The following is a 23,266-nucleotide window of genomic DNA, read 5'->3' on the forward strand; positions in this document are numbered from 1 at the left end:
CATGAAAATTCTTGGCAAGTGGCTTGTAGCCACACTACTCGTCCTACTTTCGTTCCTTGCATCTACCTACAAGTGGAAAGCACCTGAATATTCCTTCAACCAGGTTTCCACCTATGCCGATTTTGACGAGTATTACAACAAAGAGTTAGAAACAAGCAAGGCCGAAAAGACTCGCCCAGACAATGAGGAAAAGCTCATCCGGTATTCAAATGAAAAAACTCCCATTGCGATTCTCTACATTCATGGATTTGGTGCGAGCAGAATGGAAGGAGAAGAAGTCGTAAACCAAGTAGCAGATGCGTTTCAAGCAAACATCTATTATGTTCGACTTCCTGGCCATGGAACAAATGTCGAAGACCATAAAAATACACCTTTCACAAGCTATCTTCAGGATGCAGAAACTGCACTACTCATGTCTTCGGCCTTAGGAGAGAAAGTAGTTTTGATCGGAACAAGTATGGGTGGACTGATCTCAACATATTTAGCCGCAAAACATCCCGATAAAATAGCGGCAGTGATTCTAGCATCTCCCTTTTATGAATTTCCAGATCCAACTGCGAATGTTTTCAAATTTTCCTGGGGAAAAACTTTCATTCATTTAGTTATGGGCGAAATTCGAAAATCGGTTGAGCAAGATTCCAAAAATGATTCCTATAATTACTGGTATAAAGATCAGTATTATGATGCCATTCAAAACATTATGGATCTAAAAAGATTTGTAGAGAAAGAAAATTCTCTTTCGAAAATTGAAGCCCCTGTTTTACTGTTTTATTTTTACAAATCAGAAGCGATGCAAGATCGTTCGGCATCAGTGAAAGCGATGCTATCTGCTTTCGATACCATTCAAAATTCCCCTAAGCACAACCCATTAAATAAAGCGGTGAAAATCGAAGATGGAGATCATGTACTATTCTCAAAATTTGCTAAAGTAGATAAGCCACTTCTCCTTAGAGAAATGGTAACCTTCATCACCGCATCAACAGGCGTCGAAACTGCAAAACCTAACTCAAAGAAGCCCAAAAGATAAGAGTATCGATTCGTAAAGTTCATCTACAGATATTGGTTTTGATCGAACCAATATCCCTTCTTTTCCTAGAACATCTTCATCAAGTCCGTCTGTATTCCCAGTATAAAGAACTGCCACCAAATTTTCGTTAGAATCGCGAATCTTACGAATCAAATGGAGTCCATTCAGATCCTTCATGCGATAATCAGAAATTACGAAATCCGGTTTTTGAAATTTCAATTCCTGCAATGCGCTCGTCGAGGATTCAAACAAAGATGGCTTAATATTTTTTAAAGAGAGCACTAGTGCCAGGGACTCTCTCGCGGGTGCATCGTCTTCAATGATCCAAAAAACTAACTCTTTTAAACGATCCCAAACATTTTCATTTTTTAGAGTGGAATTTATAGACTTAGGAAGAATCCCCTCTGACTTTTCCTCTGCACATGGGAGGATCAGGGAAATTATGACCGAAGTTTCACCAAACTTTTCAATGTTGAGATCCCCTCCCCAATTGTTCACGTAACGTTTGATCAGATGGAGACCTGCCCAACGGGACTCATCTTCCTCAAAAAATGAACTTTCAAATTCTTGAAAAACCGAGGCATCTGCTGCATGTATTCCAATGATTTCTATTTGTACGAGTACCTTGGGACCATAATCAACGACTATCTGCTTCGTGTTGATTTCAACGGTTCCCACCATCGAAGTATCCCAGCTAAAAACAGATCCAGAAATGATTTCTCCTAAAATTTTTGAAATACGAACTGGGTCGAGTTTTACCAGCAATGGTTCTTCAGAAAAGAAAAATTCAAGTTCCACACTTTTTGGCGCTTCTGCTACTAAAATAGGAATACTTGATTGTATCACTGCAGATACATCTACGACTGAGATTACATCGGCTTCTGTACTTTTTGAAAATCTAAGAATTTTATGAATCATGGAACGAGCGCTATCTGCTGCCTGACCAATTTTCTTAAAATACTCTCCCATCCGATACTGATCCATAGATTGCTTTTGATCCGTGCCTAAAATTTCTTTACCAAGTTGTGAAAAAACATGGATCGGTTGGAGATAATTATTCAAATCATGTGCTAAGTTAGCGGCAAGATTCCCTATGGTTTCCATTTTTTGAGAATGTAAGATATAGGATTCTACACGTTTTTTTTCCGTGAGATCATCTAACAAAACGTAATAAAAATCGGGTTTTCCTTCAGCATTTCGAAAGGTGTTGGTTCGGCGATAGATATTAATCTTACGACCGTCCTTTCGTGTTAGTGTAGCCTCTCCAATCTCTAAACCGTCTCCAAGAATCGTAAAGTAAGCCAATTCATTTTCAGAAAGGATGTCTCCCTTCACTCGTTTTAAATTTAAATTTGTAAGTTCTTTAATCGTATAGCCAGTGATTTCCGTAAATCTTTGGTTGATACGAAAATACCCACCTTCCCAATCCTGCAATGCCATACCTACGGAAGCGTTTTCAAAGAGTCCCAGAAATAATCTGATTTGCTCCTGGACATTTTCTTCCGTGACCTTCTCGTTTGTCACATCATAGACAAAACCAATCACGAGGGGCTCCTCACTCAGAGAAGGAATTGAAATCAAATTCTCACTAAAATGAAACCACTTAACAAGCGATTGTTCTGGGAAAATAAATCTAAACGTAATCTCTCTTTTTTGATTCATTTTTAGATTTGAGACTTTTTCCATCTCAATATCCCATAATTTTAAATCATCAGGATGGACAGACGAAGATAGATCCGATGTAAAATATTCTGATTTTTGTTTCTCTCTAAAAAAAACAGTCTGAAAATATGGATTTGTATAGAGAAACTGATTCGTTTTCGAATGGAATAAATAGACGCCTCCGGAACAGACCTGCGGCAGGAGTTTAAAGAATTCTATCATTCCGCTTGCTTCCAGGTTCATCTGCATATATATTGTTCCAAAGGGGAAAATATGATCCAAATTCCAATCACTTTCATTCCGCCGCTCGCATTTTTCAATCTTGGTCCTTGGGAAATTGCTCTTATTGTTTTCTTAGCACTTTTGTTTTTTGGTGGCAAGCGCTTACCATCTCTTGCAAAAGATTTAGGCTCAGGCATAAAAGAATTTAGAAAATCATTGATGGGTTCACCTGAGGATGAAGTAACAAACGCTTTACCGAAAAACGAGCCTGTGGTAGAGAAAGAAGCTCCCAAATCCCGTAAAAAGAAAGCTTAATTTTCAGAATTGGCAGCGATCAAAAAACAAAAACCACTTCCACTTCCCGAGAACTCCGAAACTCGGGAAAAAATTATGACTCTCGGCGAGCATCTCGAAGAGCTCCGGCAAAGATTGATCTACTCTATCTTGGTAGTGTTCTCCTTTATGATTGTCACTCTATACTTTGGAAGTGAAATTCATTCTATTCTAATTTCTCCATATCGAAACGTACTCGGACCAGACGCACATTTTTTCCAAATTCAATTGATGGCGCCGTTTTTAATTTATTTAAAAACGTCCCTTCTATTATCAGTGTTAGTTGCGCTTCCGATACTTTTGTACATACTGTGGGGATTTATCGTGCCAGCGGTGGACCAAAAGACGGAACGTTGGGGCAAGTTCATCATCCTATTCTCCACATTGTTATTCTGGTCGGGACTCGCGCTTTGTTGGTTTACAGTGTTTGAAGGTTTTTTGCGTGTCTTTCTCGTGGTTCTCAGACCTGAGGGGATTGATCCTTACCTTCCTATCGATGAGTATTATGATTTGTTTTTCAATCTTCATCTTGTCTTTGGTGCCTCTTTTCAGCTTCCCATCGTACTCATTCTTTTAGGCAGACTTGGCGTGCTTTCATCAAAATTCCTTTTTTTCCGATGGAGAGAAAGCGTACTCATCATAGCCGTCATTTCCGCCGTATTATCGCCTGGCCCAGACGTTTTCTCGATGATGATGTTACTCCTACCATTAACATTTTTATTTTTTCTCTCCGCGATCATCATGATGTTAATGGAAAAAGCCGATTAAAATATATGAATATTCGGAATCTACGAATTAGAGTAAAAATCCCTATTCTCATCGGCCTACTTTCGTTCATTTTATTCCTGTTTCATTTTCTATTTACAGAATTTGCCTTTTCCCATTTTCAAAACCCTGCTGGCAAAAATACTCTTACATTCAAATTATTAGGTTTGTATCTCTCATTGGTATTTTCTGGGTTAATCGCTGGGTTCACCTACTACGTACTTGGTTATATCTATAATGTTTTCAAACACGCTGCCTCCGAAATACAGGACTTAGACATACATTCTGAACACGAATCCGATGGATCAGAAGAATCTGATTTCCTGAGAACCCTAAAGATTTCTCTCTTCCAAGCCCAAAACGCCACCTCATTTCCCGTCGAAGCTTCAAGAAGTCAGTGGGAGGAAGGACGCTCGCTTCATATCAGTAAGCTCATGCCCGACATGGAATTGAAAAAAATACCAGGCTGGGACATCTCCATCTTTCCTAGTTTGATTAGAAGTGCGAACAGTGATTACATTCACATCATCAGAACTAAGGATGGTTTTGTCGGTATTTTAGCAGGATTTGTCGAGACTGGCATTACGGAATCTGCACAGAAGCTTTTCATTCATGGCTTGATTTGTACCTTCGAAAATACGCAGGAAACTAGTACGAAGGTAATGGAGAAGATAGAAGGAGCACTTCACGGCCTCAATCTAAATAGTCTGAAACTGAGCATCTTTGGTCTCGGCGAAGATCGTGATAAACTTCACTTTCTACATTTCATGGACATGCCTATTTTTCAATTCTCAAACCATGGCATCCAAGTCATCGAAGGTAGTGGAGATGACAGTTGGCATGCCATGCATACGCACGAATTTGCAATCGCTGACGAAATCAACGTAGGTGATTACCTGGTTTGGGGAACCGACCGGGCACTAAAAGAATTCAGTCTAACATCATTCGAGATTATGGAAGAATTTGTGGATTATTTACTCGACCTCAACCCAAAATCATCGAGAGAAATGTTACTTGCGATCGCAAAGAAGATGACAGCATTGGGTAAGGAAAGAAATCTAATCAATCCCATGAACAATCTCAGCATTGTGGTAGTGAGAAGAACTAGATAGTCAGTTTTTAGGAACTTGAATGTTCACATGCGTTCCCTTCCCGATTTCACTGGTAACTCTAATCTCTCCCTCGAGTAATTTTAAATATTCTCTTGCTATAATCAGACCTAAACCAGTTCCATTTTCACCCTCTGTACCTGGATTTAAAAATTTTGATTCAATTTTAAATAGTTTCTCGAGATCCTGCTGACTCATACCAACACCGCCGTCAATAATGTCGATTTTTAGCATGCTATCTTGTTGGGATAATTTACAAACGACTTCATCGAATCGGTTTGAATACTTCTTTGCATTGCTTAAAACATGAGTTAAAATAGAAAATATAACTCTATCATCGGAATGGACTGATAGATTTTCTTCAGAGATGATTTTCAAAACGACTTTTTTTTCATTAAATTTTGGTATGAAAGTAAACTTCAACTCGTCTACAAAAGAGAAAAGTTCAAAATTTGATCGATTGATTTTGAATTTTCCAGTCTGCAATTTCCCCCATTCAAAGAGATTATTGATTAACTTAAACGCCTGATCCGCACTATTGCTAATGTTTCTAGCGTAATCTTCGACTTCCAAAATATCTAAATTCTCTTTATCACCTAACGCATCAAGTAGGAGTTCTGACATTCCTATGAGTCCAGAAAAAGGAGATCTTAAATTATGTGAGATGATAGAAAAAAAACGATCCTTTGTTTGATTTAAATTTCTTAATTCTTCCTCAGAATTTTTAATTCGGACCAAGGACTGTTCAAGATCTTCCTTGAGTAATTTTCTCTCAATTATATCCCTCACATCCAAAAAACCTTCAATTGCTGATAACTTGGTCTTGGACCAAGGTTCTGATTTACCCTTAACAGTCTGGATAAACTTTTCGAAAGATTTCCTTGGCGAAACGCCTTCTGTAGAAATTGAAATATTATGATCTGGATTCCCACCCCAAAGAATGGTACGGGGCAGCTCTTTTTTTAACCATATAAGTCGACAACCTAACAGAAAGGAAATAGGTAACGCTAAAACGCCAGGGAAAAAATGGAATTCCTCACGCTCAAAATTTGGAAGAAACCCTAGCTGGTCTGTATAAAACATTTTCTGATTGTGATTCTTATCTAAAAAATCCAGAATCTCGTTTAAGACCGAAACCGAAGGAGTCTCACCAAATGTTTGCACTTTCCCTTTCCATTGAAAGACAAATCCATCTGCTTTCATGACTTTAGAAAGGAAGGGAGCTTCCTTTTCGAATATCGTTGTTATCTCTTCAATCGGACTTTGATTGATTTTTCCAATCAGTTGTAAGAGATGCTTCTCAATCTCTAAGGAAGAGACACTAATTTCATTTCTTAACATCAAATCAATTTGAACAGAAACAAGATTAGCGAATATAGATAAGTAATTTTTTACGGAAGGTCTCGGAACACTTGTTTTCAAATTATGGCAAATAATTAAACCCCATAGCCTCCCCTCACAGACAAGTGAGAGCGAAACCGAAGTGTCGATTCCCATATTTGATAAATATTCCATATGCTGTGGATGCGGCGCACGTAAACCCGCACCACCTAAATTAAAGCTAAATTCCGAATATTCTCTATTTCTAATAATTTTTAATATGCGATCAGCTTTCCTTTTGACGACTCGAATTGGATTATTTTCGAACATCTTACGTGCTGGAAGTGGGATATCTGAGGCCGGAAAATGGAATCCCAAAAGTGAATCAATATTTTCCTTTTTGGATTCTGCGATGACTTCCCCCGAAAAATCTTCCTTAAACTTATACAATACCACTCTGTCAAAATGAGCCAACTTCTGTATCGTTTTCACGGAAAAGTCATATACTTGACTAAGGTCTTTTGATGACAAAATGGATGCCATATATGAGTTAAAATCTTGAGCGGCATTGACGGCAGGCCTTTCTTCTTCAGCTTCCACCTCTAATAGAATGAATGCATCAATCTTTCTCACGTTTACAAAATAGATTGTTTTTCCTTTTGTAAAAACGAGTGATAAAACATTGTTTTTTACTTGAGCCAGCTTTTCATCCAATTCGATTAAATGGTCATTCAATTCTGGCAAAAAATGATCTATCGAGTGATTTAAAACATCATCAGGAGGACGATTTAGGTAATCTTTTACATTTTCTCCAACGGCAATAATAGTTTTTGTTTGAGGAGATAGAATGATGAGCAATCCAAAGTCTTGTAATTCATTGATTAAATGAATCGGCTCCGAATCGCAAATTCTAGATTTTTCGTCTAACATCAGAGTATTGGAAAATATACTTCAAAGTTTACTTTAATTGTCTCGGACTCAAGACTAGTAAATTCTTTTACATTGTTCAGCGATACATCACCACCTAACTTCTTTACAAGCTCTTTAATCAATGCCAAACCCAATCCAATATCCATACTTGCAAATTTTTCAAACACGAATTTGTTAATGCGAAAGAAAGGTTCAAATACTAAATTACTATATGCCAAGGGAATACCTACAATATCATTACTTTTAGTCGGATCATTGATAATCGACACAAATAACTTCTTGTCTTGGACTCGAAAGAGCGTATAAATTTTAGATCCTTGCTCTGAAAATTTAAAGGCATTCATATAAGCTTCTTTCATCAATTGCCTATACGATTCTATATGAAAGTCCAGAAAATACTCCGAGTAAGACTCTCTAATATCTCCGATAACAATACCAAGTTTATTTATATTGGCTAACTCCTTAGATTCCTCAGCCAGTGAGCAGGTAAGATCATAAATATCCTTTGCTGACACTTTTTCTAGTATCAACTTGGACTCTGAAATTTTGGTTATGTTTTCTAGATTTAAAAAGGTTTTATCAATGATACTTATATTATCCTTTAACAAATTATAAATATCTTTGCTAATTATATATTGATCGCCTTCTTCTTTTGCTTCTAACTGTACAAGCTCAAGTATTGCCATTAGATTTCCGAATCCCCCGGTTTGACCCAGGTTATGCCTCATACTTTGAATGATATTATTCTTAAAGGCATCAGCGTTTTTATTTGATATATTGTTTTTGTATTTGATCCAGTCTAGTTGCTCGGTTAGCCGTAACTCCTTTTCACTTTCCAAAACATATTGCATTTTTTGTAATTCGTAACTTTTGAAAGCGTGTTTTACTTTTAAGATGATTTGAGCTGCATCCGTGGGTTTGATCAAATAATCAAAAACTCCTTTTTTCATAATCTCGATGATATGCTGTGATTCAAACAAACTCGTAAGAACAATGATAAGAGGAGGAACTTTAAAATCGCTGGAATGGATCTTATCGATGAGCTCTTCTCCGCGAAGGAGAGGCATATCTAAATCAGTAAGTACTACGGGAAAAGTCTGTTTTTGAAATTCTTCCCAGGCTTCCTTTCCGTTGCTAGTCGCCACGACATCAATGCCACTGGAAAGAAGTGCCTTTGTAAGAAAATTTTTGACAGGTGTATCGTCTTCAGCGAGCAAAACCTTACAGTGCATCTGCAATCCTTAATTAAGTAACAGGCTATGTCACTCGTTCAGGCAATCAGACGAATGTTTCTTTCAAAATTATGTAAAAAAATCCCGAAAAATAATTTTTAAAGGAAAAAGCTTTTTAAGCGATCTTTTCGATATCACCCTTTAAAATCGTGATTGGAGGTTCATTTTTTCTCACCGTATCTTCTGTAAGGATCACTTCCATCACATCCTTACGAGACGGGATTTGAAACATGAGGTCCATCATGATGTCTTCGACAATAGCTCTTAGGCCTCGTGCACCACTCTCACGTTTGATCGCAGTTTCTGCAATGGCCTTAATGGCTCCTTCCGTAAACTTGAGTTTTACATTTTCAATATCAAACATCTTTTGGTACTGTTTAAGAAGGGAATTTTTTGGTTCCGTGAAGATTGATTTTAAAGACTCCACAGTCAATTCATCCAAAGTAGCAACAATCGGAAGTCTTCCGATAAATTCTGGAATCAATCCAAATTTCATAAGATCATCTGGTATCACATGATGGACTAAGTTTTCAGTGACCTCGATGGCCTTCCCCATTTCATTGACTGCTTCGCCAGAGTGAAAACCGATCGACTTCACGCCAACTCTCTGTTTAATGATCTGATCGAGACCTACAAAAGCACCACCACAGATAAAAAGAATGTTTTTTGTTTCGACAGGAATGTATTCTTGGTGCGGGTGTTTCCTTCCACCTTGTGGAGGGACATTGGCCACGGTTCCTTCGATGATTTTTAAGAGTGCTTGTTGAACGCCTTCACCAGATACATCTCGCGTAATCGATGCCGAGTCAGATTTTCGTGAAATTTTGTCGATCTCATCAATATAGATGATTCCCATTTCCGCACGTTTCACATCATTATCTGAATTTTGTATCAGTTTTAGAATGATGTTTTCCACATCTTCTCCCACATACCCTGCTTCCGTGAGTGCTGTCGCATCAACGATGGCAAAAGGAACCTTTAGAATGCGAGCGAGTGTCTGTGCTAGTAGGGTTTTTCCGGATCCCGTCGGGCCGATGAGCATGATGTTTGATTTTTCTAACTCAACATCTCCCGCCTTACGATCGTTATGAAAAATACGTTTGTAATGATTATAAACTGCAACCGAGAGGGCTTTTTTTGCCTGCTCTTGTCCGATCACATACTGGTCTAAGATTTTTTTGATTTCTAGGGGTTTTGGAATTTCGCCAACAATAGCAGTTTTTTCACCACCTTGTGGCTCTTCGGCGATGATTTCATTGCATAAGGAAATGCATTCATCGCAGATATAAACCCCAGGACCAGCAACGAGTCTACGAACCTCATCTTGGGCTTTCCCGCAGAAGGAACAATGTAGTTTTTCACGGGTATTGCCTGTGCTCGTAGGTCGTTTGGTCATATTGCCCCCTTTAGGCTTGGATCTGTTTGCGCTCTTGGATCACATTGTCGATGATGCCGTATTCTTTGGCTTCTTCTGCGCTCATGTACATATTGCGCTCTGTGTCTTTCTTGATTTGTTCGGAAGTTTTGCCGGTATGCTTACCATAAAGGTCGATCAATTTGTCTTTAATCTTTACTATTTCTCTAGCAGAAATTTCAATATCGGAGGCCTGACCACCTGCACCGCCATAGGGTTGGTGCAACATAATCCGCGAGTTTGGCAGAGCCGATCTCTTGCCTTTTGCCCCACCCGCGAGAAGTAAAGCCGCCATAGAAGATGCCTGCCCTATGCAAAGAGTTCTCACTTCTGGCTTGATGAGTTGCATGGTATCATAAATGGCCATCCCTGAGCTCACATAACCACCTGGGCTATTGATGTATAAGTAGACATCCCGTTCTGGGTTCTCTGCTTCCAAAAATAGGAGCTGAGCGGAAATGACATTGGCATACGCCTCGTCAATGGCTGATCCTAGGAAGATAATCCGATCTTTCAGGAGTCTTGAGAAAATGTCATACTGACGCTCTCCCCGACTCGTTTGTTCAATCACATAAGGCATTAATGTTGACATATTTACTCTTTCCCGCTAAGTAACTTCTCTGCTTCTTCGGTGGAAACCGATTTGGGAGATTTCTTATCTACCTCACCGTAAACAAACTGGTCAATTTTATCAAACAGGAATTTGTCTCGATAAAATGTTTCCGCCTTCTGTTTTTGGACTTCTTTCAGTAGGGATTCGGCAGAAATACCTTGCGAAGTAGCTTCTTTTTCGAAACCCGCCGCTAGTTCCTCATCAGAGATCGTGATTTTGTTGTCCTCACCAATTTTATGCTTCAAAAGGTAAGTTTGGATGCGTTTTTCTGCTGCTTGGGCAAAAGAAGCCCGAACCTCCGATTCTTCTTTACCCAATCGTTTTGCATATTCTGGCAGAGTGGTATGCGGGAGCCTAAACTCGTGGATGAAATTATGGAAAACACCATCTGTCTCTTCCTCAATGAGAGACTGAGGGATAAGAAATTTTGTCTCTTTTAGGATTTCCGCATAAGCTTCATCGATGCCTTTTTTCTTCAACGCATCATTAAACAAATCTTCTAGTTGTTTTTTCGTTTTGTTCTTTAATTCTTGTAAGTTGGCAGAACCATCTAATTCGGAAGCGAAGTCGTCATTGATTTCAGGATAGGAAACGCGATAAAGCGCAGTGACTTTCACCTGATAAACAAATAATTTACCAGCCGATTCCGGAGACGCAGGGAAAGAATCAGGATAACGGAAGTTAAACTCTTTTTCTTCATTTAATTTCATGCCCACGAGTTCAGAATCAAAACCAGGTGGATTTTGAGGTGCACCCATCTGAAACTTTCCAGTTTGTGTCGCCTCTGGAAATTCTTTGCCATCTTCTTTGAATTTATACTGAATTTCTAAAAGATCCGTCATCTCCACTGCTTCGCCTTCTTCTTTCAAAGTATTGCGAGCCATGTTTTTTTGCATGCCCTCCAATTCCTTTTGAAGGTCCGCGTCCGTGATTTTAATTTCCTTTGGTTGGATTTTGATTTTCTTTAACTTCGGAAGAGTGACTTCAGGTTTTGTGTCATAGGTAGTTTTTGCTTTGGCGCCCGCTTTTCGATCAAAACTTTCTACTTGAAACTGAGGGATACGAATTGGCTTATGCTCTAGCTTATCGAATAAATCAGCCATGGCGTTATTGAGCATGATGTTCGCAGCATCATCCATCACACTATCACCAAGCACTTTTTCTACCATATGGAGAGGGGCCTTGCCAGGGCGAAAGCCAGGAACCTTAACCTTTCCACTGGCGCTTTCATATGCTTTTTTATAAGCTACGTCTACTTCGTTAGCAGAAAATGTGATCGTCAAATCACAGGATGCATTGTTGTTTTTTTTTGCTGTAAATTCCATATAGTGTTCCAATATTAAAATGAGTAAAGGGAGGGATAAAAAGAGCTAGGGACAGTTTTCCAGAGGACATATTCTATGCATTCCCCATGCTCTCATCTTCTGTTAGCGGGAAACGGGACTTGAACCCGCGACCCTCTCCTTGGCAAGGAGATGCTCTACCGCTGAGCTATTCCCGCGAGAGATTTGAGTATCACCATGATTTTTCCAAACAGTTCTTCGGCAAGGAAAAAATGTCGATGAATCCTCAATTTCTATGTGGTAAAAACTAAGTTTATTTGCGAGGAAATGGGCAAACCATGGCACGGCTGCCCTACGCTTTGATGGTGCGAATTTGAGCCTACCTGGCTTTAGTTAATCTAGATGCAGCTTTCTTAATATAAGGATATACTGTATTTGCTACCAGGACATGCCCTTCTTCTGTGGGATGAATTCCGTCCTTTTGATTTAATTTTCTAATTCCAGCGACCCGCTCAAGAAGAAACGGAACAAATGTTAGTTTTTCTGATTTTGCCAGAGTTGGATAGATCGAATCAAAATCGTCCCGAAATCCTTTTCCTAAATTTGGTGTTGCCCTCATACCCATAAGCACTATCTCACATTTTGGATATTCTTTTTTAATTTTTAGCACCAGATCTGTAAGGTTGGTTCGTGTGACACTCGGAGGAATTCCACGTAACATATCATTGGCGCCTAGCTCCAAAACAAATATATCTGGTTTTTGGCTAAGAACCCAGTCGATTCTGCCAAGCCCGCCGGAGGAAGTATCACCCGAAACACCGGCGTTTGTCATTTCATAGTTCAGTCCCTCTTTTTTCAATCTCGCATGAACCAAGTAGGGCCACGATTTTTCAAAATCAACTAGTCCATATCCCGCCGTTAAAGAATCTCCAAAAAAGATAATGCGAGGAGCATCAGAATGGTCATTTTGATTGGCATTGGAAACTGCTTCTTTGCCAAGGTCGAGGTTTGATTTCTCGCCGCATCCAAGGATGAGGAAAACAAAAATGAATATAAATTTCATACTTTTAAAAACTAAAATAGAAAACATAGGCTTGCAATCAATTTATTCTTAATAAAGTTGAAAGTATCTATCTTGATCTTCTAAATGACGAAAGGGAAATCATTCTTATGTTTGAAATCGGATTAGGTCAGTGCGAAGATATCGATGTTGAAAGAGCGACGTCAATTGCGTTAGAGAGAGCCTTACTGGGGATAGGTGGATTAACCCCTCAAGTTGCTTTGGTATTCGCTGGCCAAGAATTTGATCATAAAAAGATGCTCCAAATCATTCAGGATAAATTTAACAATTTAAAAACAATTGGCTGCACCACGGCTGGCGAACTGACAAGCGACTTCGGATTTAGCGATGATTCGATCATCATCATTTTATTTGCATCTGATGAAGTCGAGATGGGTATCGGAATCGGTTTCGATCCTTCCCACTCCTCCGAAGTCATCGCTAAAAAGGCAGTAGAAGCTGCTCGAAATGATATCAAATCTAAAGAAAAACTTTGTATTGTGCTTACAGATAGTTTTTCCATTTCTGCAAACGGTGTCATCCATGAATTAAATCTTCTATTAGGAAAGGAGTGTAAAATTTTTGGCGGAGTTGCTGGCAAACCTTTTGGCTCCGATTATTCTTTAAAAGTATTTTATAATTCGGAAGTACACACCGATGCCGCAGTCGTTTTGTTATTTGGTGGACCTTTACATTTCGCCTATTCCATTTCAAATACTTGGCGCCCTATCGGTCGAAGAGCTCTGGTTACCAAAAGTGATGGAAAAATTGTTTATACAATTGATGATATAAACGCATTAGATTATTACCATTATTACTTAGGCGAATATTCTTTTCCAGCTCCAGAATTCCCACTCGCCGTTTACGAAAAAGGCTCCGATCAATTTTACCTTCGAGTTCCCGGTGGTTACGATGAAGCAACAGGATCTATACTCTTTGCAAGTGAAATATTCGAAGGATCAGAAATCCAAATTACGGAAGCCTCCCGTGATTATATTCTTAATGATTTAGAGGAAAGTAGTAAAATTGATACATCTATTCAAAGTTCATTTATACCAAGAGCTGCCTTTGCCTTTTCTTGCATTATGCGAAAACACATCCTCGGCACTCAGGTGAAACGAGAAATCGAAATCTTAAAGGACACCTTGCCTAAAGATTTACCCATTTTTGGCTTTTATACATATGGGGAGATCGGACCTTTTATCGGAGAAAACAAAAGTCATTTACATAATTGTACGATGATCAATCTACTCATCGGGACGAGTACCCTCCCTACAAAATCTGCTTTATCGAATCTAGGCAATCATGCATCAGTTAACATTACGACGGCGATTGATATTTCCAATGAGTTAAAAAAAGAGAATCGATTTCTGCATATTAAGTTGGAACGAGAAACAGAATATAGAAATAACTTAGAGCGAGTCAAAGACTTTCATAGTTCTATGATGAAAACCGTAAATAAAGAAATCGAGTCGGCCAAACAATTGATTCAAACCAAGAATACAGAATTAGAATTATTAAATCGTGAGCTAGAATCTGAAAAAAAGAAATCAGATGATTTATTAAAGAATATTTTACCAACAGAAATTGCAGACCAACTAAAAAAAGACGGTAGAGTGGTTCCCAATTACTTTGAATCTGCTTCCATTTTATTTACAGACTTCAAAGACTTTACGACAATTGCAAACCAAGTTGATCCAGAAGAGTTAATATCCGAGTTAGATTATTATTTTTCTCATTTTGATAAAATTTCTGAGAAATATGGCCTGGAAAAATTAAAAACTATTGGGGATGCCTATATGTGTGCTTGTGGCCTTCCGGAAAGAAGGAACGACCATGCGATCGCAATTGTGAATGCTGCCTGGGAGATGCAGGAATTTATGAAAGAAGATCAGAGTGAAAGAACCAGGCTTGGGCGTCGCATCTGGAATTTACGAATTGGGATTAATTCTGGATCCTTGATTGCTGGAGTGATAGGAAAAAAGAAATTTTCTTATGATATATGGGGAGATGCAGTCAATATCGCAGCAAGACTGGAAGCCAATGGCGAAGCGGGTAAAATCAATATCTCCGAGGACACCTATGCTCTGATCAAAGAACAATTCCACTGCCAGCCAAGAGGAAAAATATATGCAAAAAATAAAGGAGAAATCGAAATGTATTTTGTTTTAAATAAAAAATCAATTGCGTAACTTTTCTTTTAACATCTTAGATGCAAGGGCAAATCCACCATCCGCGCCATCTACAAAATGCACTTCTTGTGATTCACCCGCTTTTAAAATACAAGTCATTAACGAACGATTTGAGACATGCATTCCGTATAAAATTTTTCCTTCCTTCGAGAGATCATTTAAATACTGTTCTAGGGCATGTCTATTTTTCGGTGAACTACTGATTACCATTTTTAACGTACCATCAAATTTTCTAAAATCAGCAGACATTACCTGGTATTGTTTGAGTCGTTTTAGTTCATAATGCCCGGAGCGTAGCGGCAAATTATATTTCATGGAAATATTTACAATTAACATCTCTAAATGAATCTTCATTAGGCGAAGGAAATATTTTACACCTTTTTTACCCCCTGAATGTGCCAGAGCCTCCTTTTGTAGGTAAGGTCCTGAGTCTGGAGCAAGGTATTGAACCGAGATTGGATGGTACTCAACCTCATCACCAAACTCTGCATTTATAAAATTTAATACTCTTGAAATGACCTTTGCAGCCTTATCATACTCCGAATCTAATGGTTGCAAGATCAGCGATATCACTTCCCCTTTCGCACTAGGTATATCTTGCCACCGACAAGTAAAACCCGTAAAATCGGCACTGGTAATTTTTTCTGTTTCTCTTACGAGAAAAGATTCGTCCCCGCCTGTTTTGATCCATTTTTCTGCCAGTGCAAGCCCATCGCCATATATGGAACATTGGTTATAGTGAGGGGATGCGTTAAATTTGCTAACGTATAATTTTGCCCCGCTTTCATATAACTGCTGTACGGGTACGATGCCTGCTCTCAATTCCAATCCATAAACAGATTTCACCTGCCCTATTGTATCGGCGATGGCAGAACGAATGGGAAAAAGGAACTGAATGGGAAGTAAAAAAGTGACCCCATCTCCACCGAATACAAAAGGAAAATCCATATGCCCATATACATTGGCAACAGCAATGGCAGTCAGTCCTCCGGCCGTATTTACATCTTTATAGCGACCCTCAGCGATTGCCTTTGTAGAGCCTGCGATATCTGTAATCAGTATGAACCAATCATCAGGCACTGAGGCAAATTTATTTTTTTCAAAAGAGGATTTAAAATCCGGATGTGCTGGGAGGGATTGGTAAAAATGATCCACGATGCTTTTTAGACTGCGAAGCATACGGAGAGAGCGGCACTTTTTCTTTCTTGTCAGGAACGATCGTCTCCAAAACTCTTTACGACATACTATGAATAGAATCTTCTACCGAATCATTTTTTCCTTATTCCTTATTTTTGGATTTATCGGATCATCTTACTTTTTCAACTTTTACCTTACTGAACTTGCGGCTAGCGAAAGAGATTCATTTTTAAATGCGAAAGCATGGGAGCTCACAAACAATCTCTCGCCTGAAGAGTTGGTCGGTCAAACGATCCATATTGCCATTCCGAACAAAACTGTGGATGCTGTCGCATTGGAAGAGATCAAAAATACCAAACCAGGTGGGATTATCTTATTCGGTAAGAATCTAGGTAAGAAGGAAGAGATCCTATCTCTTACTGATAACCTACAGAAGGCGGCAACAGATGAAAAACTCCCGCCATTTCTGATTTCAACAGACCAAGAAGGCGGACGTGTATTCCGCGTGAAAGACGGTGTCACCGCCTATCCTGGAGCTATGGCAGTCGGACAGACAGGAAATGAAGCTTGGGGGAGGACAGTCGGCTTTGTTACTTCCTTTGAACTTAGAAAACTCGGTATCAATTTCCTTTTTGCGCCTGTCCTTGATATCAACAATAATCCTTTCAACCCTGTCATCAATACGCGTTCCTTTGGATCCGACATATCTCGCGTGAACACAGTTGGAGTTGCCTACGAACAAGGTGCACGCTTAGGCGGAGCTCTACCTGTGATTAAACATTTTCCAGGACATGGAGATACTACCGTTGATAGCCATCTAGGTTTACCAATCATCAAAAGAACTCTTTCCGAACTAGAATCACTCGAGCTTGTCCCTTTCAAGAAGGCGATCGAATCAGGCGCGGAAGCGGTGATGACCGCACATATTGTCTACCCTTTAATAGATGATAAATATCCAGCCACTCTTTCTAAAAAAATTTTAACAGGTATTTTGCGAGAGAAACTTAGGTTTGATGGTATCATCATTACAGATGCCATGGAAATGCATGCGATCTCAAAAAATTACGAGAAAGAAAGGCCTGGCGTTCTCACGATTCTTGCGGGTGCGAATATCGTATTATTAACAAGTTGGGGGGAAACCGCACGTAAATTTAAAGAGCAGCTACTTACAGCTTATAATGCAGGCGAATTCCTCTATAAAGACCAAAACGGAGTAGAAAAAAATATACTTAAGGAGGCTGTTTACAGACAAATCAGAAAGAAACTTGAATTAGGATTGTATAATGCTGACTCCAGCCATCCAGGCGTAATGAGCGAAAATCAAAATTTAAAAGATTTTCTGGAAGCCAAAGAACTCGCGCGCCAAAACCAGTTTAAGGAGTATGAAAAACAAGGGTTTTATCTAAAAGAAATTACCAAGGATTCAATACGCGCTTTTCCGGATACGTTCCAGACTCGCAATCCTGCGAAATCCTCTTCTATACAATTTGTAAAAAATCAATTACTTAAAAAAAGCCTAACTGGTGTAAAGGTTGGAAATATCAAAAATCTAACAAAAATTGCTGCCTCCAAGGAAATCACAAACTTATTGTTTGATTCGAGTTCTGAAAATGAGATAGGTCTGGTAGCAGCGCTTGCAAAAAAGCACCCTACCAAAAATTTCGTAGTTTTCCATGGTGGTACTCCTTTCGTGAAGCTACCACAAATGAAAAATTTACAATACATTCTGTCCTTTTCCTTAACTTCACATTCCTGGGAAGCAATGGGAGAGCGGTATCTATCGGAGGAAGCGATTCCTAAAGTAGATTTAATCTTACTGCCCAAAGAGGGCAAATCTCCTACGCTCGGAGCCTTCCCTCAAGGAATTTAGGAAAGTATTTCTCTTTGTCCGCCTCTTTTTTTGATTTCTTCATAGATTGTTTTACGCAAGGTGTCATCAGCATCAACGAAGCGAATCAGAAAAAGTTCTGACTTCTGTTTTACAGGAAACATTTTTCCCCTAACATCAATTGTCGGTCCATCTGGAAAAGAAAAGTGAACCTCCCAGAGATCTTGTACTTTCCAAATCTCACTTGAAACGCTGGATGGAAATTCAAAAGTTAACCCTCTATCGGAAATCCTTTCAGATAAGGCAGTAAAGCTTCTTGCCGTTTCGGGCAATTTAAATTTATCCGATTTGCCTGAGGACTGTTCTTTTGAAATTCTTTTTAACAATTCATATTGCCTGTCCAGATTTTCTTCAGATAACAATAGCTTGTTTTTATCAAGATCAATTCCGCCCGCTTCATTTTCTTTTTTCGGCCAAGGACTTATGATGAGAGAATACTTGGCAAGTAACATCAAATGTGCCTCACCTTTTCTTTCGATATTACCATTAAAGTGAAAAATTACACCTTTTTCATGTGTTTTGGTAATTATGCCCGAAAGCAAATAACCACCGCTACTCGGTCTAAAGACATACAATTTTGCTTCTTTACCTGGGACTAGAAAATCTTTCGATAAAGCCTTGCTGGAAAGGAGTAATTCTTCATTCGTCTTTTGCATGACATGAGTTAGTTCCTCTCTTCCTTCTCCCTCTAAAGCACAAATTTCGCCGACTAAAATGTCTTCGAGACTCGTAATCTCTTTTTTAAACTCTTGGGAGGATCTAAAAAGTTTATCAAAAAGATCTACTTCCTTTTCCGAAGGATTGGATGTTGCGCTTAAAAAATAACGATACAGTGCGTTTTTAAACTTCCCTCGATTTTCTGCTTGAAGATACTGTTCTGCCAATTCAGAGGTAAGCGTATCGTAGAACGATTTTAGAATATTTATCTCAGCTTGGTTACACTTTCGTGCATGGGCAAACTTCTGAAATTCATTCCAATAGCTAAATACATTCTTTTGTTTCTTCTGTAGAAAATTCATGACACGTGCGTAAATAAAGGCACCGAGCAATATCAGGAAAATATAGAAAAAATAAACATTATGGAAGGAAGGCCATATCCAAGGGAGTTGATTTGCAAGATTCATAAAATACTTTTCCTCTGATCAGCTTTCGATATCCTGGGAGGTAATCGTGAGCTCATCCTATTTCAAAATTATCGGCAAAAATCCCTTACACGGAAGCGTCATTCCGCAAGGCAATAAAAATGAGGCCTTACCGCTGCTTGGAGCCCTTCTACTCTGGGAGCAGGACGTGATTCTGGAAAATCTTCCAGAAATTGCAGACGTTTTAAAGCTCATGGAAGTGCTCAAGCGAATCGGGGTCGAGATTTCTCCTCTAGATACACCAGGCAGTTATCTTTTCCACAAGAAAAACACGGTCAAATCGGATCTTCCCTATGATCTCTGCTCCCAACTTAGAGGTGCAGTCACTCTCGCAGGCCCTATCCTGGCACGAACAGGCAGAGTCTTTCTTCCGAAACCTGGTGGAGACAAAATCGGCCGCCGTCGGATGGACACTCATCTTTTGGCCTTGGAAGCCTTAGGAGCAAAGATAGAGGTGTTTCCTGATGGCTATGAAATCACCGCAGACCGCCTCTTTGGCAAAGATATCCTCCTTGATGAGGCTTCCGTAACTGCCACAGAAAATGCTGTGATGGCGGCTGTCTTCGCGGAAGGTGTGACGACCATCCGACATGCTGCCTGTGAACCTCATGTCCAAGGTCTTTGCCGTTTCCTGAACCTGGCAGGTGCAAAAATCACGGGCATCGGTACGAATGTCCTTCAGATCGAAGGTGTCACAAGTCTCAGTTCTCCTGATGGTTGCTTGCGATACAGAATCGGATCTGATTACTTAGAGATAGGCTCATTTATCAGCCTAGCCGCCGTCACGGGAGGTGAAATTCTCATCCGAGATGTCAATTTAGAAGACATTCGCATGATCCGATTGGTATATTCCCGCCTTGGGATTGAAGTCAGAGCAGTCGAAGGTGGGATCCTCGTACCTCCAGATCAAAAGCTAGAAATCATCCCCGACTACCATGGGGCCACCCCCAAAATTGACGATGCCCCTTGGCCAGGTTTTCCTGCCGATATGACTTCTGTTGCTCTCGTGACAGCAACCCAATGCCGTGGAACCGTTCTGATCCATGAAAAGCTATTTGAATCTCGGCTCTTTTTTGTGGACAACATCATCGCGATGGGAGCCCAAATCATTCTTTGCGACCCCCATAGAGCCATTGTCATCGGTCCCTCGCGGCTATATGGCCAAAGAGTCGCGAGCCCAGACATTCGCGCGGGAATGGCGATGATCATCGCGGCTCTTTGCGCGGAAGGGACAAGCGAAATCCACAACATCGTCCAAATCGATCGTGGTTTTCAGTCCATAGACACCCGATTGCGATCCCTCGGTGCCCAAATCGAACGCATCACAGAGTAGTAAATCGCAAGCAAGCCCGTGAGGGCTTTTTTTTTACCCACTGAGACATACCTTGGAAAAAAACGTAGCACCTGTTAGTTATTTTTCCTAATATGAAATTTTCCCTGCCAGTCAGAAAAAGAGGACCTTCCACCCCCGGCTCCCTTTTTGGATCTTCGAAACAAGCATCTGATTGGCTCAAGTTTTGCAAACAGACTGTTAGGGTATCTTTTTGCACCGAAATACCTACCTTCGGAAATAATTGTAGCGAGTGTTAGGTAAAATTCCAAAGGTGAAAAATTACAGAACCTGTCTTTGATAAAGATTGCGTCCCAGTTCCCACCTTACAGAGTCAATTTATGACCCCTCACCTCCTATCCCGTTACACCAAAGCCTTAACGGAGTTACACTCATGAAGCGAAAAGACCTGTTCCGCGACGGAATGAAATCCGTAATGAAGTTTGCCTTCACCAAAACGGATGATGTCACCTCTGCCATTAAGGAAGCATGGTCGGAGGAGAAAAAACCGCCTTCGGAAATTTTTCTAACACCCGTTAAAAACATTTCCGAACCCAAAAAAAAGCCAAAAAGGAAAAATTCTATCTTTCGATCTCTTTCGCTTCCTCCTGGAGCGAGTAAAGATTTCTTTTCGCTTTGTACTGGTTGCAACGAATGTATTTTTTCATGTCCTTACATCGTCTTATTCCCTGTTACATCAGAAGAAACCGGAAAGACTTTTCCCTTTTTTGATCCAAACGCAAAAGCATGTCATCTTTGTAGCGATTGGGCATGCATAAATGCCTGTCCAGAAGGAGCTTTGGTTAGTTACGATCTGTCCGACACAAGTCCGAAGTTCGGAAAAGCAAAAGGTATCGGTGAACATTGCATAAACGGAAAAACAGGAGAAAAAACTTGCGAGGCTTGTCAACTGGCCTGCCCTATCGAAAAAACAGTGAATTTCCGAGCAAATTTGCCATTTTTTGCCACTTCAACGTGTACTGGATGTGGGTTATGCGTCGAAGCATGTCCAACTTTTCCCAAGGCGATCCAAATTTCGCACCTAAGTAAGATTAAATTAACATAATATTTTACAAAAGACACCTACTCGATGTTTCACCAATTAAACTATCTGAGATTCTTAGTAAAACATCGAATAACTAGCTCCTTCTAACGCCTAGCGTCAAAAAAATGTCAATATCGAAAAAAAAAAGTTGAAATTATACCATGCTAACCGTTAAACTATGTATAAAGACAAAACAAAGTTTCGTCTAAAAAAGAAATTCAAGATTTTTAAAAAGGAAAAGAAAGCTATGGAACCACTTAAAGTAGGACCAGGACAAATTGATAAAATTGCAGATGATCTAAAGAAAGATCCAGAGAAATCGATAGGAAATTACCTATTCAAAGGTTTTAGAATTCAGATTTCAAAATACAAAGCTTCTGGTGCTGAAAGAGTTCAACAACTTTATAAGAGAAGAAGAGCTAACGGTCTTTGCATCGTTTGCGGAACAAAAGTAACTCGTAAAAACCCACTTACAGGAAAACTTTATAGACTTTGTGATGAGCACCGCGCTCAGATCGATCAAAAAAATAAAGAAAAAGCAAAAGCTAAAAAAGGTAAATAATACCTGACTTAGTTTTTTTCTTTAAAGGGGATCTTAATGATCCCCTTTTTTTTTCACTGACATCACTCTTCTTTTGGTTTACTTTCTTTAAGGACCAAGTCTGATTCTAGTATGAAGTTACAAGTCTTAGCATTAACAAGTATCACACTTTTTTCCTTAGGTTGCTCCCAGATGATATGGAAAGAAACAAACCTTCAGCAGGAATTATCGCCGAGTAGCTCGGATACCGCGATTGCCGTGGAAGTGCATTATAAAGAAAAACAATCTTGGAACCCTTTGAACGGTACCACAGACAAGAAAGACTATACGACAAAGTTAAACTTGATACGAGGAAACGCTTCCCTTCGAACTTGGGAGATTCCTTCTTGGGTCTTGGCAGACTCCGTTTTCTACCACCCTGAGTCTGGTCTTCTCGTATTGCTGCATGGAAAGAATGACGAATACGGGACTTTGGCTCAAAGGCTTTCGGTTTATCCTGACAAAGAAGCCTCCTTTTCCTATCCTGCTTCTCCCGAAAACTTAGTGATCTTCCAGGCCAGTCCCTCTCCCAACGGAAAACAAATCGCACTCATCACAGCACTTTCGGATCAGAATTGGGAGTTTTCCGAGTTTGAACTGAGGCTTCTAGATCCGAAAACCAAAGCGGTGGTCTCTCTTCCCATCAGTTTCTGGACCGCACTTCCCCTTTATGGGATGAAATGGGCAAAAGATGGCTCTGCACTCTATCTTCGTACACCCGATCGGATCCTCGTCGTCAAGGATGGTAAATTAGGCGAAGCAAATTCTTTTCCAGAATGCTTTCACCCCAGCACATCTTACGGAAAAGGCGCCTTTGAAGCGAGCTTTGTGGAAAGTCAGAATCCATGGAAATTAAAGATTGGTGCAAAAATCCCTGAGCCAAAGACGATCAACTCTCTGGATAAGATTCAGAACTGTCTTTAAAAAGACCTTCAAATCGCTTGATTTAATTATGTCACATTGCTAGGTTACCCCTAGCCGC

19 protein-coding genes and 1 tRNA gene are annotated in these 23,266 nt (G+C 39.7%); 10 read left to right on the top strand and 10 right to left on the bottom strand.

The window, feature by feature from the left end; translation table 11 throughout:
- The first annotated feature begins 1 nt into the window (after position 1).
- Positions 2-1,027, top strand: coding sequence for an alpha/beta hydrolase (locus EHQ58_RS05370; protein WP_135622853.1), 1,026 nt, complete (start codon positions 2-4; stop codon positions 1,025-1,027).
- Here EHQ58_RS05370 and EHQ58_RS05375 read toward each other — a convergent pair.
- A complete protein-coding gene (locus tag EHQ58_RS05375) occupies positions 1,007-2,938 on the bottom strand; it encodes an ATP-binding response regulator (RefSeq protein ID WP_135622854.1) in 1,932 nt (643 codons plus the stop codon). The two genes, EHQ58_RS05370 and EHQ58_RS05375, sit on opposite strands and share 21 nt — an antisense overlap.
- A 24-nt stretch (positions 2,939-2,962) precedes the next feature.
- On the opposite strand from EHQ58_RS05375, the gene EHQ58_RS05380 reads away from it, so the two are divergent.
- From EHQ58_RS05380 to rktP, 3 genes are read left to right on the top strand one after another with little or no spacing between them, the layout of a single operon-like run.
- Positions 2,963-3,226 carry a Sec-independent protein translocase subunit TatA/TatB gene (locus EHQ58_RS05380; protein ID WP_135622855.1) on the top strand — a complete coding sequence of 88 codons (264 nt, stop codon included), beginning with the start codon at positions 2,963-2,965 and terminating at the stop codon, positions 3,224-3,226.
- A 9-nt stretch (positions 3,227-3,235) separates the two neighbouring features.
- Positions 3,236-4,012: a twin-arginine translocase subunit TatC gene (gene tatC, locus EHQ58_RS05385; RefSeq protein WP_210412784.1), complete on the top strand. Its 777-nt coding sequence runs from the start codon at positions 3,236-3,238 to the stop codon at positions 4,010-4,012.
- Positions 4,013-4,017: 5 nt separating this feature from the next.
- Complete coding sequence (gene rktP / locus EHQ58_RS05390) at positions 4,018-5,121, top strand: Arg-Lys translocation region protein phosphatase RktP (protein WP_135622856.1); 1,104 nt, start codon at positions 4,018-4,020, stop codon at positions 5,119-5,121.
- Here rktP and EHQ58_RS05395 read toward each other — a convergent pair whose 3' ends face one another.
- From EHQ58_RS05395 to EHQ58_RS05425, 7 genes are all read right to left on the bottom strand, one after another.
- The gene (locus EHQ58_RS05395) at positions 5,122-7,368 is read right to left on the bottom strand and encodes an ATP-binding protein (protein WP_135622857.1); all 2,247 of its coding nucleotides are present in this window, start codon (positions 7,366-7,368) and stop codon (positions 5,122-5,124) included. It abuts the gene before it with no gap.
- On the bottom strand, positions 7,368-8,600 hold the full coding sequence (locus EHQ58_RS05400) for an ATP-binding response regulator (protein ID WP_135622858.1): 1,233 nt from the start codon (positions 8,598-8,600) through the stop codon (positions 7,368-7,370). Before EHQ58_RS05400 ends, EHQ58_RS05395 begins: the two co-directional genes overlap by 1 nt.
- A gap of 115 nt (positions 8,601-8,715) precedes the next feature.
- Entirely contained in the window at positions 8,716-9,996 is a 1,281-nt protein-coding gene (gene clpX / locus EHQ58_RS05405) for an ATP-dependent Clp protease ATP-binding subunit ClpX (RefSeq protein ID WP_135622859.1), read from the bottom strand.
- Positions 9,997-10,006: 10 nt separating this feature from the next.
- Positions 10,007-10,606: an ATP-dependent Clp endopeptidase proteolytic subunit ClpP gene (clpP, locus tag EHQ58_RS05410; RefSeq protein ID WP_135622860.1), complete on the bottom strand. Its 600-nt coding sequence runs from the start codon at positions 10,604-10,606 to the stop codon at positions 10,007-10,009.
- A 2-nt stretch (positions 10,607-10,608) separates the two neighbouring features.
- Positions 10,609-11,952 (bottom strand): trigger factor, encoded by a 1,344-nt coding sequence (gene tig / locus EHQ58_RS05415; protein ID WP_135622861.1) that lies wholly within the window; start codon positions 11,950-11,952, stop codon positions 10,609-10,611.
- A gap of 104 nt (positions 11,953-12,056) precedes the next feature.
- Positions 12,057-12,128 (bottom strand) — tRNA-Gly (locus EHQ58_RS05420).
- Positions 12,129-12,289: 161 nt separating this feature from the next.
- Positions 12,290-12,973: an arylesterase gene (locus tag EHQ58_RS05425; protein ID WP_135622862.1), complete on the bottom strand. Its 684-nt coding sequence runs from the start codon at positions 12,971-12,973 to the stop codon at positions 12,290-12,292.
- A gap of 107 nt (positions 12,974-13,080) precedes the next feature.
- On the opposite strand from EHQ58_RS05425, the gene EHQ58_RS05430 reads away from it, so the two are divergent.
- A complete protein-coding gene (locus EHQ58_RS05430) occupies positions 13,081-15,162 on the top strand; it encodes an adenylate/guanylate cyclase domain-containing protein (protein WP_135622863.1) in 2,082 nt (693 codons plus the stop codon).
- Here the strand turns inward: EHQ58_RS05430 and EHQ58_RS05435 are convergent.
- Positions 15,151-16,341, bottom strand: coding sequence for a DUF3095 domain-containing protein (locus EHQ58_RS05435; RefSeq protein WP_246047175.1), 1,191 nt, complete (start codon positions 16,339-16,341; stop codon positions 15,151-15,153). The two genes, EHQ58_RS05430 and EHQ58_RS05435, sit on opposite strands and share 12 nt — an antisense overlap.
- 67 nt (positions 16,342-16,408) lie before the next feature.
- On the opposite strand from EHQ58_RS05435, the gene EHQ58_RS05440 reads away from it, so the two are divergent.
- On the top strand, positions 16,409-18,169 hold the full coding sequence (locus EHQ58_RS05440; RefSeq protein ID WP_135622864.1) for a glycoside hydrolase family 3 protein: 1,761 nt from the start codon (positions 16,409-16,411) through the stop codon (positions 18,167-18,169).
- Here the strand turns inward: EHQ58_RS05440 and EHQ58_RS05445 are convergent.
- Positions 18,166-19,311, bottom strand: a complete 1,146-nt coding sequence (locus EHQ58_RS05445) for a hypothetical protein (RefSeq protein ID WP_135622865.1) — start codon at positions 19,309-19,311, stop codon at positions 18,166-18,168. The genes EHQ58_RS05440 and EHQ58_RS05445 overlap by 4 nt on opposite strands.
- Positions 19,312-19,357: 46 nt before the next feature.
- On the opposite strand from EHQ58_RS05445, the gene murA reads away from it, so the two are divergent.
- From murA to EHQ58_RS05465, 4 genes are all read left to right on the top strand, one after another.
- Entirely contained in the window at positions 19,358-20,662 is a 1,305-nt protein-coding gene (gene murA / locus EHQ58_RS05450) for a UDP-N-acetylglucosamine 1-carboxyvinyltransferase (protein ID WP_135622866.1), read from the top strand.
- Between the two features lie 391 nt (positions 20,663-21,053).
- Positions 21,054-21,725 carry a 4Fe-4S dicluster domain-containing protein gene (locus EHQ58_RS05455; RefSeq protein WP_135622867.1) on the top strand — a complete coding sequence of 224 codons (672 nt, stop codon included), beginning with the start codon at positions 21,054-21,056 and terminating at the stop codon, positions 21,723-21,725.
- Positions 21,726-21,951: 226 nt separating this feature from the next.
- On the top strand, positions 21,952-22,266 hold the full coding sequence (locus EHQ58_RS05460) for an LIC10235 family protein (protein ID WP_135622868.1): 315 nt from the start codon (positions 21,952-21,954) through the stop codon (positions 22,264-22,266).
- Between the two features lie 111 nt (positions 22,267-22,377).
- Positions 22,378-23,208: a hypothetical protein gene (locus EHQ58_RS05465; protein WP_246047176.1), complete on the top strand. Its 831-nt coding sequence runs from the start codon at positions 22,378-22,380 to the stop codon at positions 23,206-23,208.
- Positions 23,209-23,266: the final 58 nt, after the last annotated feature.

The organism is Leptospira ognonensis (genome assembly GCF_004770745.1).
In the GTDB taxonomy this organism is placed as follows: Bacteria; Spirochaetota; Leptospiria; order Leptospirales; family Leptospiraceae; genus Leptospira_A; species Leptospira_A ognonensis.

Excerpts from the sequence above, each read along its gene's own strand:
- EHQ58_RS05440 (WP_135622864.1), top strand. The coding sequence starts at position 16,409 with ATGAATAGAATCTTCTACCGAATCATTTTTTCCTTATTCCTTATTTTT.
- EHQ58_RS05465 (WP_246047176.1), top strand. The coding sequence starts at position 22,378 with ATGAAGTTACAAGTCTTAGCATTAACAAGTATCACACTTTTTTCCTTA.
- rktP (WP_135622856.1), top strand. The coding sequence starts at position 4,018 with ATGAATATTCGGAATCTACGAATTAGAGTAAAAATCCCTATTCTCATC.
- EHQ58_RS05435 (WP_246047175.1), bottom strand. The coding sequence starts at position 16,341 with ATGCTTCGCAGTCTAAAAAGCATCGTGGATCATTTTTACCAATCCCTC.
- tig (WP_135622861.1), bottom strand. The coding sequence starts at position 11,952 with ATGGAATTTACAGCAAAAAAAAACAACAATGCATCCTGTGATTTGACG.
- EHQ58_RS05395 (WP_135622857.1), bottom strand. The coding sequence starts at position 7,368 with ATGTTAGACGAAAAATCTAGAATTTGCGATTCGGAGCCGATTCATTTA.
- EHQ58_RS05370 (WP_135622853.1), top strand. The coding sequence starts at position 2 with ATGAAAATTCTTGGCAAGTGGCTTGTAGCCACACTACTCGTCCTACTT.
- EHQ58_RS05400 (WP_135622858.1), bottom strand. The coding sequence starts at position 8,600 with ATGCACTGTAAGGTTTTGCTCGCTGAAGACGATACACCTGTCAAAAAT.
- EHQ58_RS05375 (WP_135622854.1), bottom strand. The coding sequence starts at position 2,938 with ATGCAGATGAACCTGGAAGCAAGCGGAATGATAGAATTCTTTAAACTC.
- clpP (WP_135622860.1), bottom strand. The coding sequence starts at position 10,606 with ATGTCAACATTAATGCCTTATGTGATTGAACAAACGAGTCGGGGAGAG.
- EHQ58_RS05430 (WP_135622863.1), top strand. The coding sequence starts at position 13,081 with ATGTTTGAAATCGGATTAGGTCAGTGCGAAGATATCGATGTTGAAAGA.
- EHQ58_RS05425 (WP_135622862.1), bottom strand. The coding sequence starts at position 12,973 with ATGAAATTTATATTCATTTTTGTTTTCCTCATCCTTGGATGCGGCGAG.
- EHQ58_RS05380 (WP_135622855.1), top strand. The coding sequence starts at position 2,963 with ATGATCCAAATTCCAATCACTTTCATTCCGCCGCTCGCATTTTTCAAT.
- EHQ58_RS05455 (WP_135622867.1), top strand. The coding sequence starts at position 21,054 with ATGAAGCGAAAAGACCTGTTCCGCGACGGAATGAAATCCGTAATGAAG.
- clpX (WP_135622859.1), bottom strand. The coding sequence starts at position 9,996 with ATGACCAAACGACCTACGAGCACAGGCAATACCCGTGAAAAACTACAT.
- EHQ58_RS05460 (WP_135622868.1), top strand. The coding sequence starts at position 21,952 with ATGGAACCACTTAAAGTAGGACCAGGACAAATTGATAAAATTGCAGAT.
- EHQ58_RS05445 (WP_135622865.1), bottom strand. The coding sequence starts at position 19,311 with ATGAATCTTGCAAATCAACTCCCTTGGATATGGCCTTCCTTCCATAAT.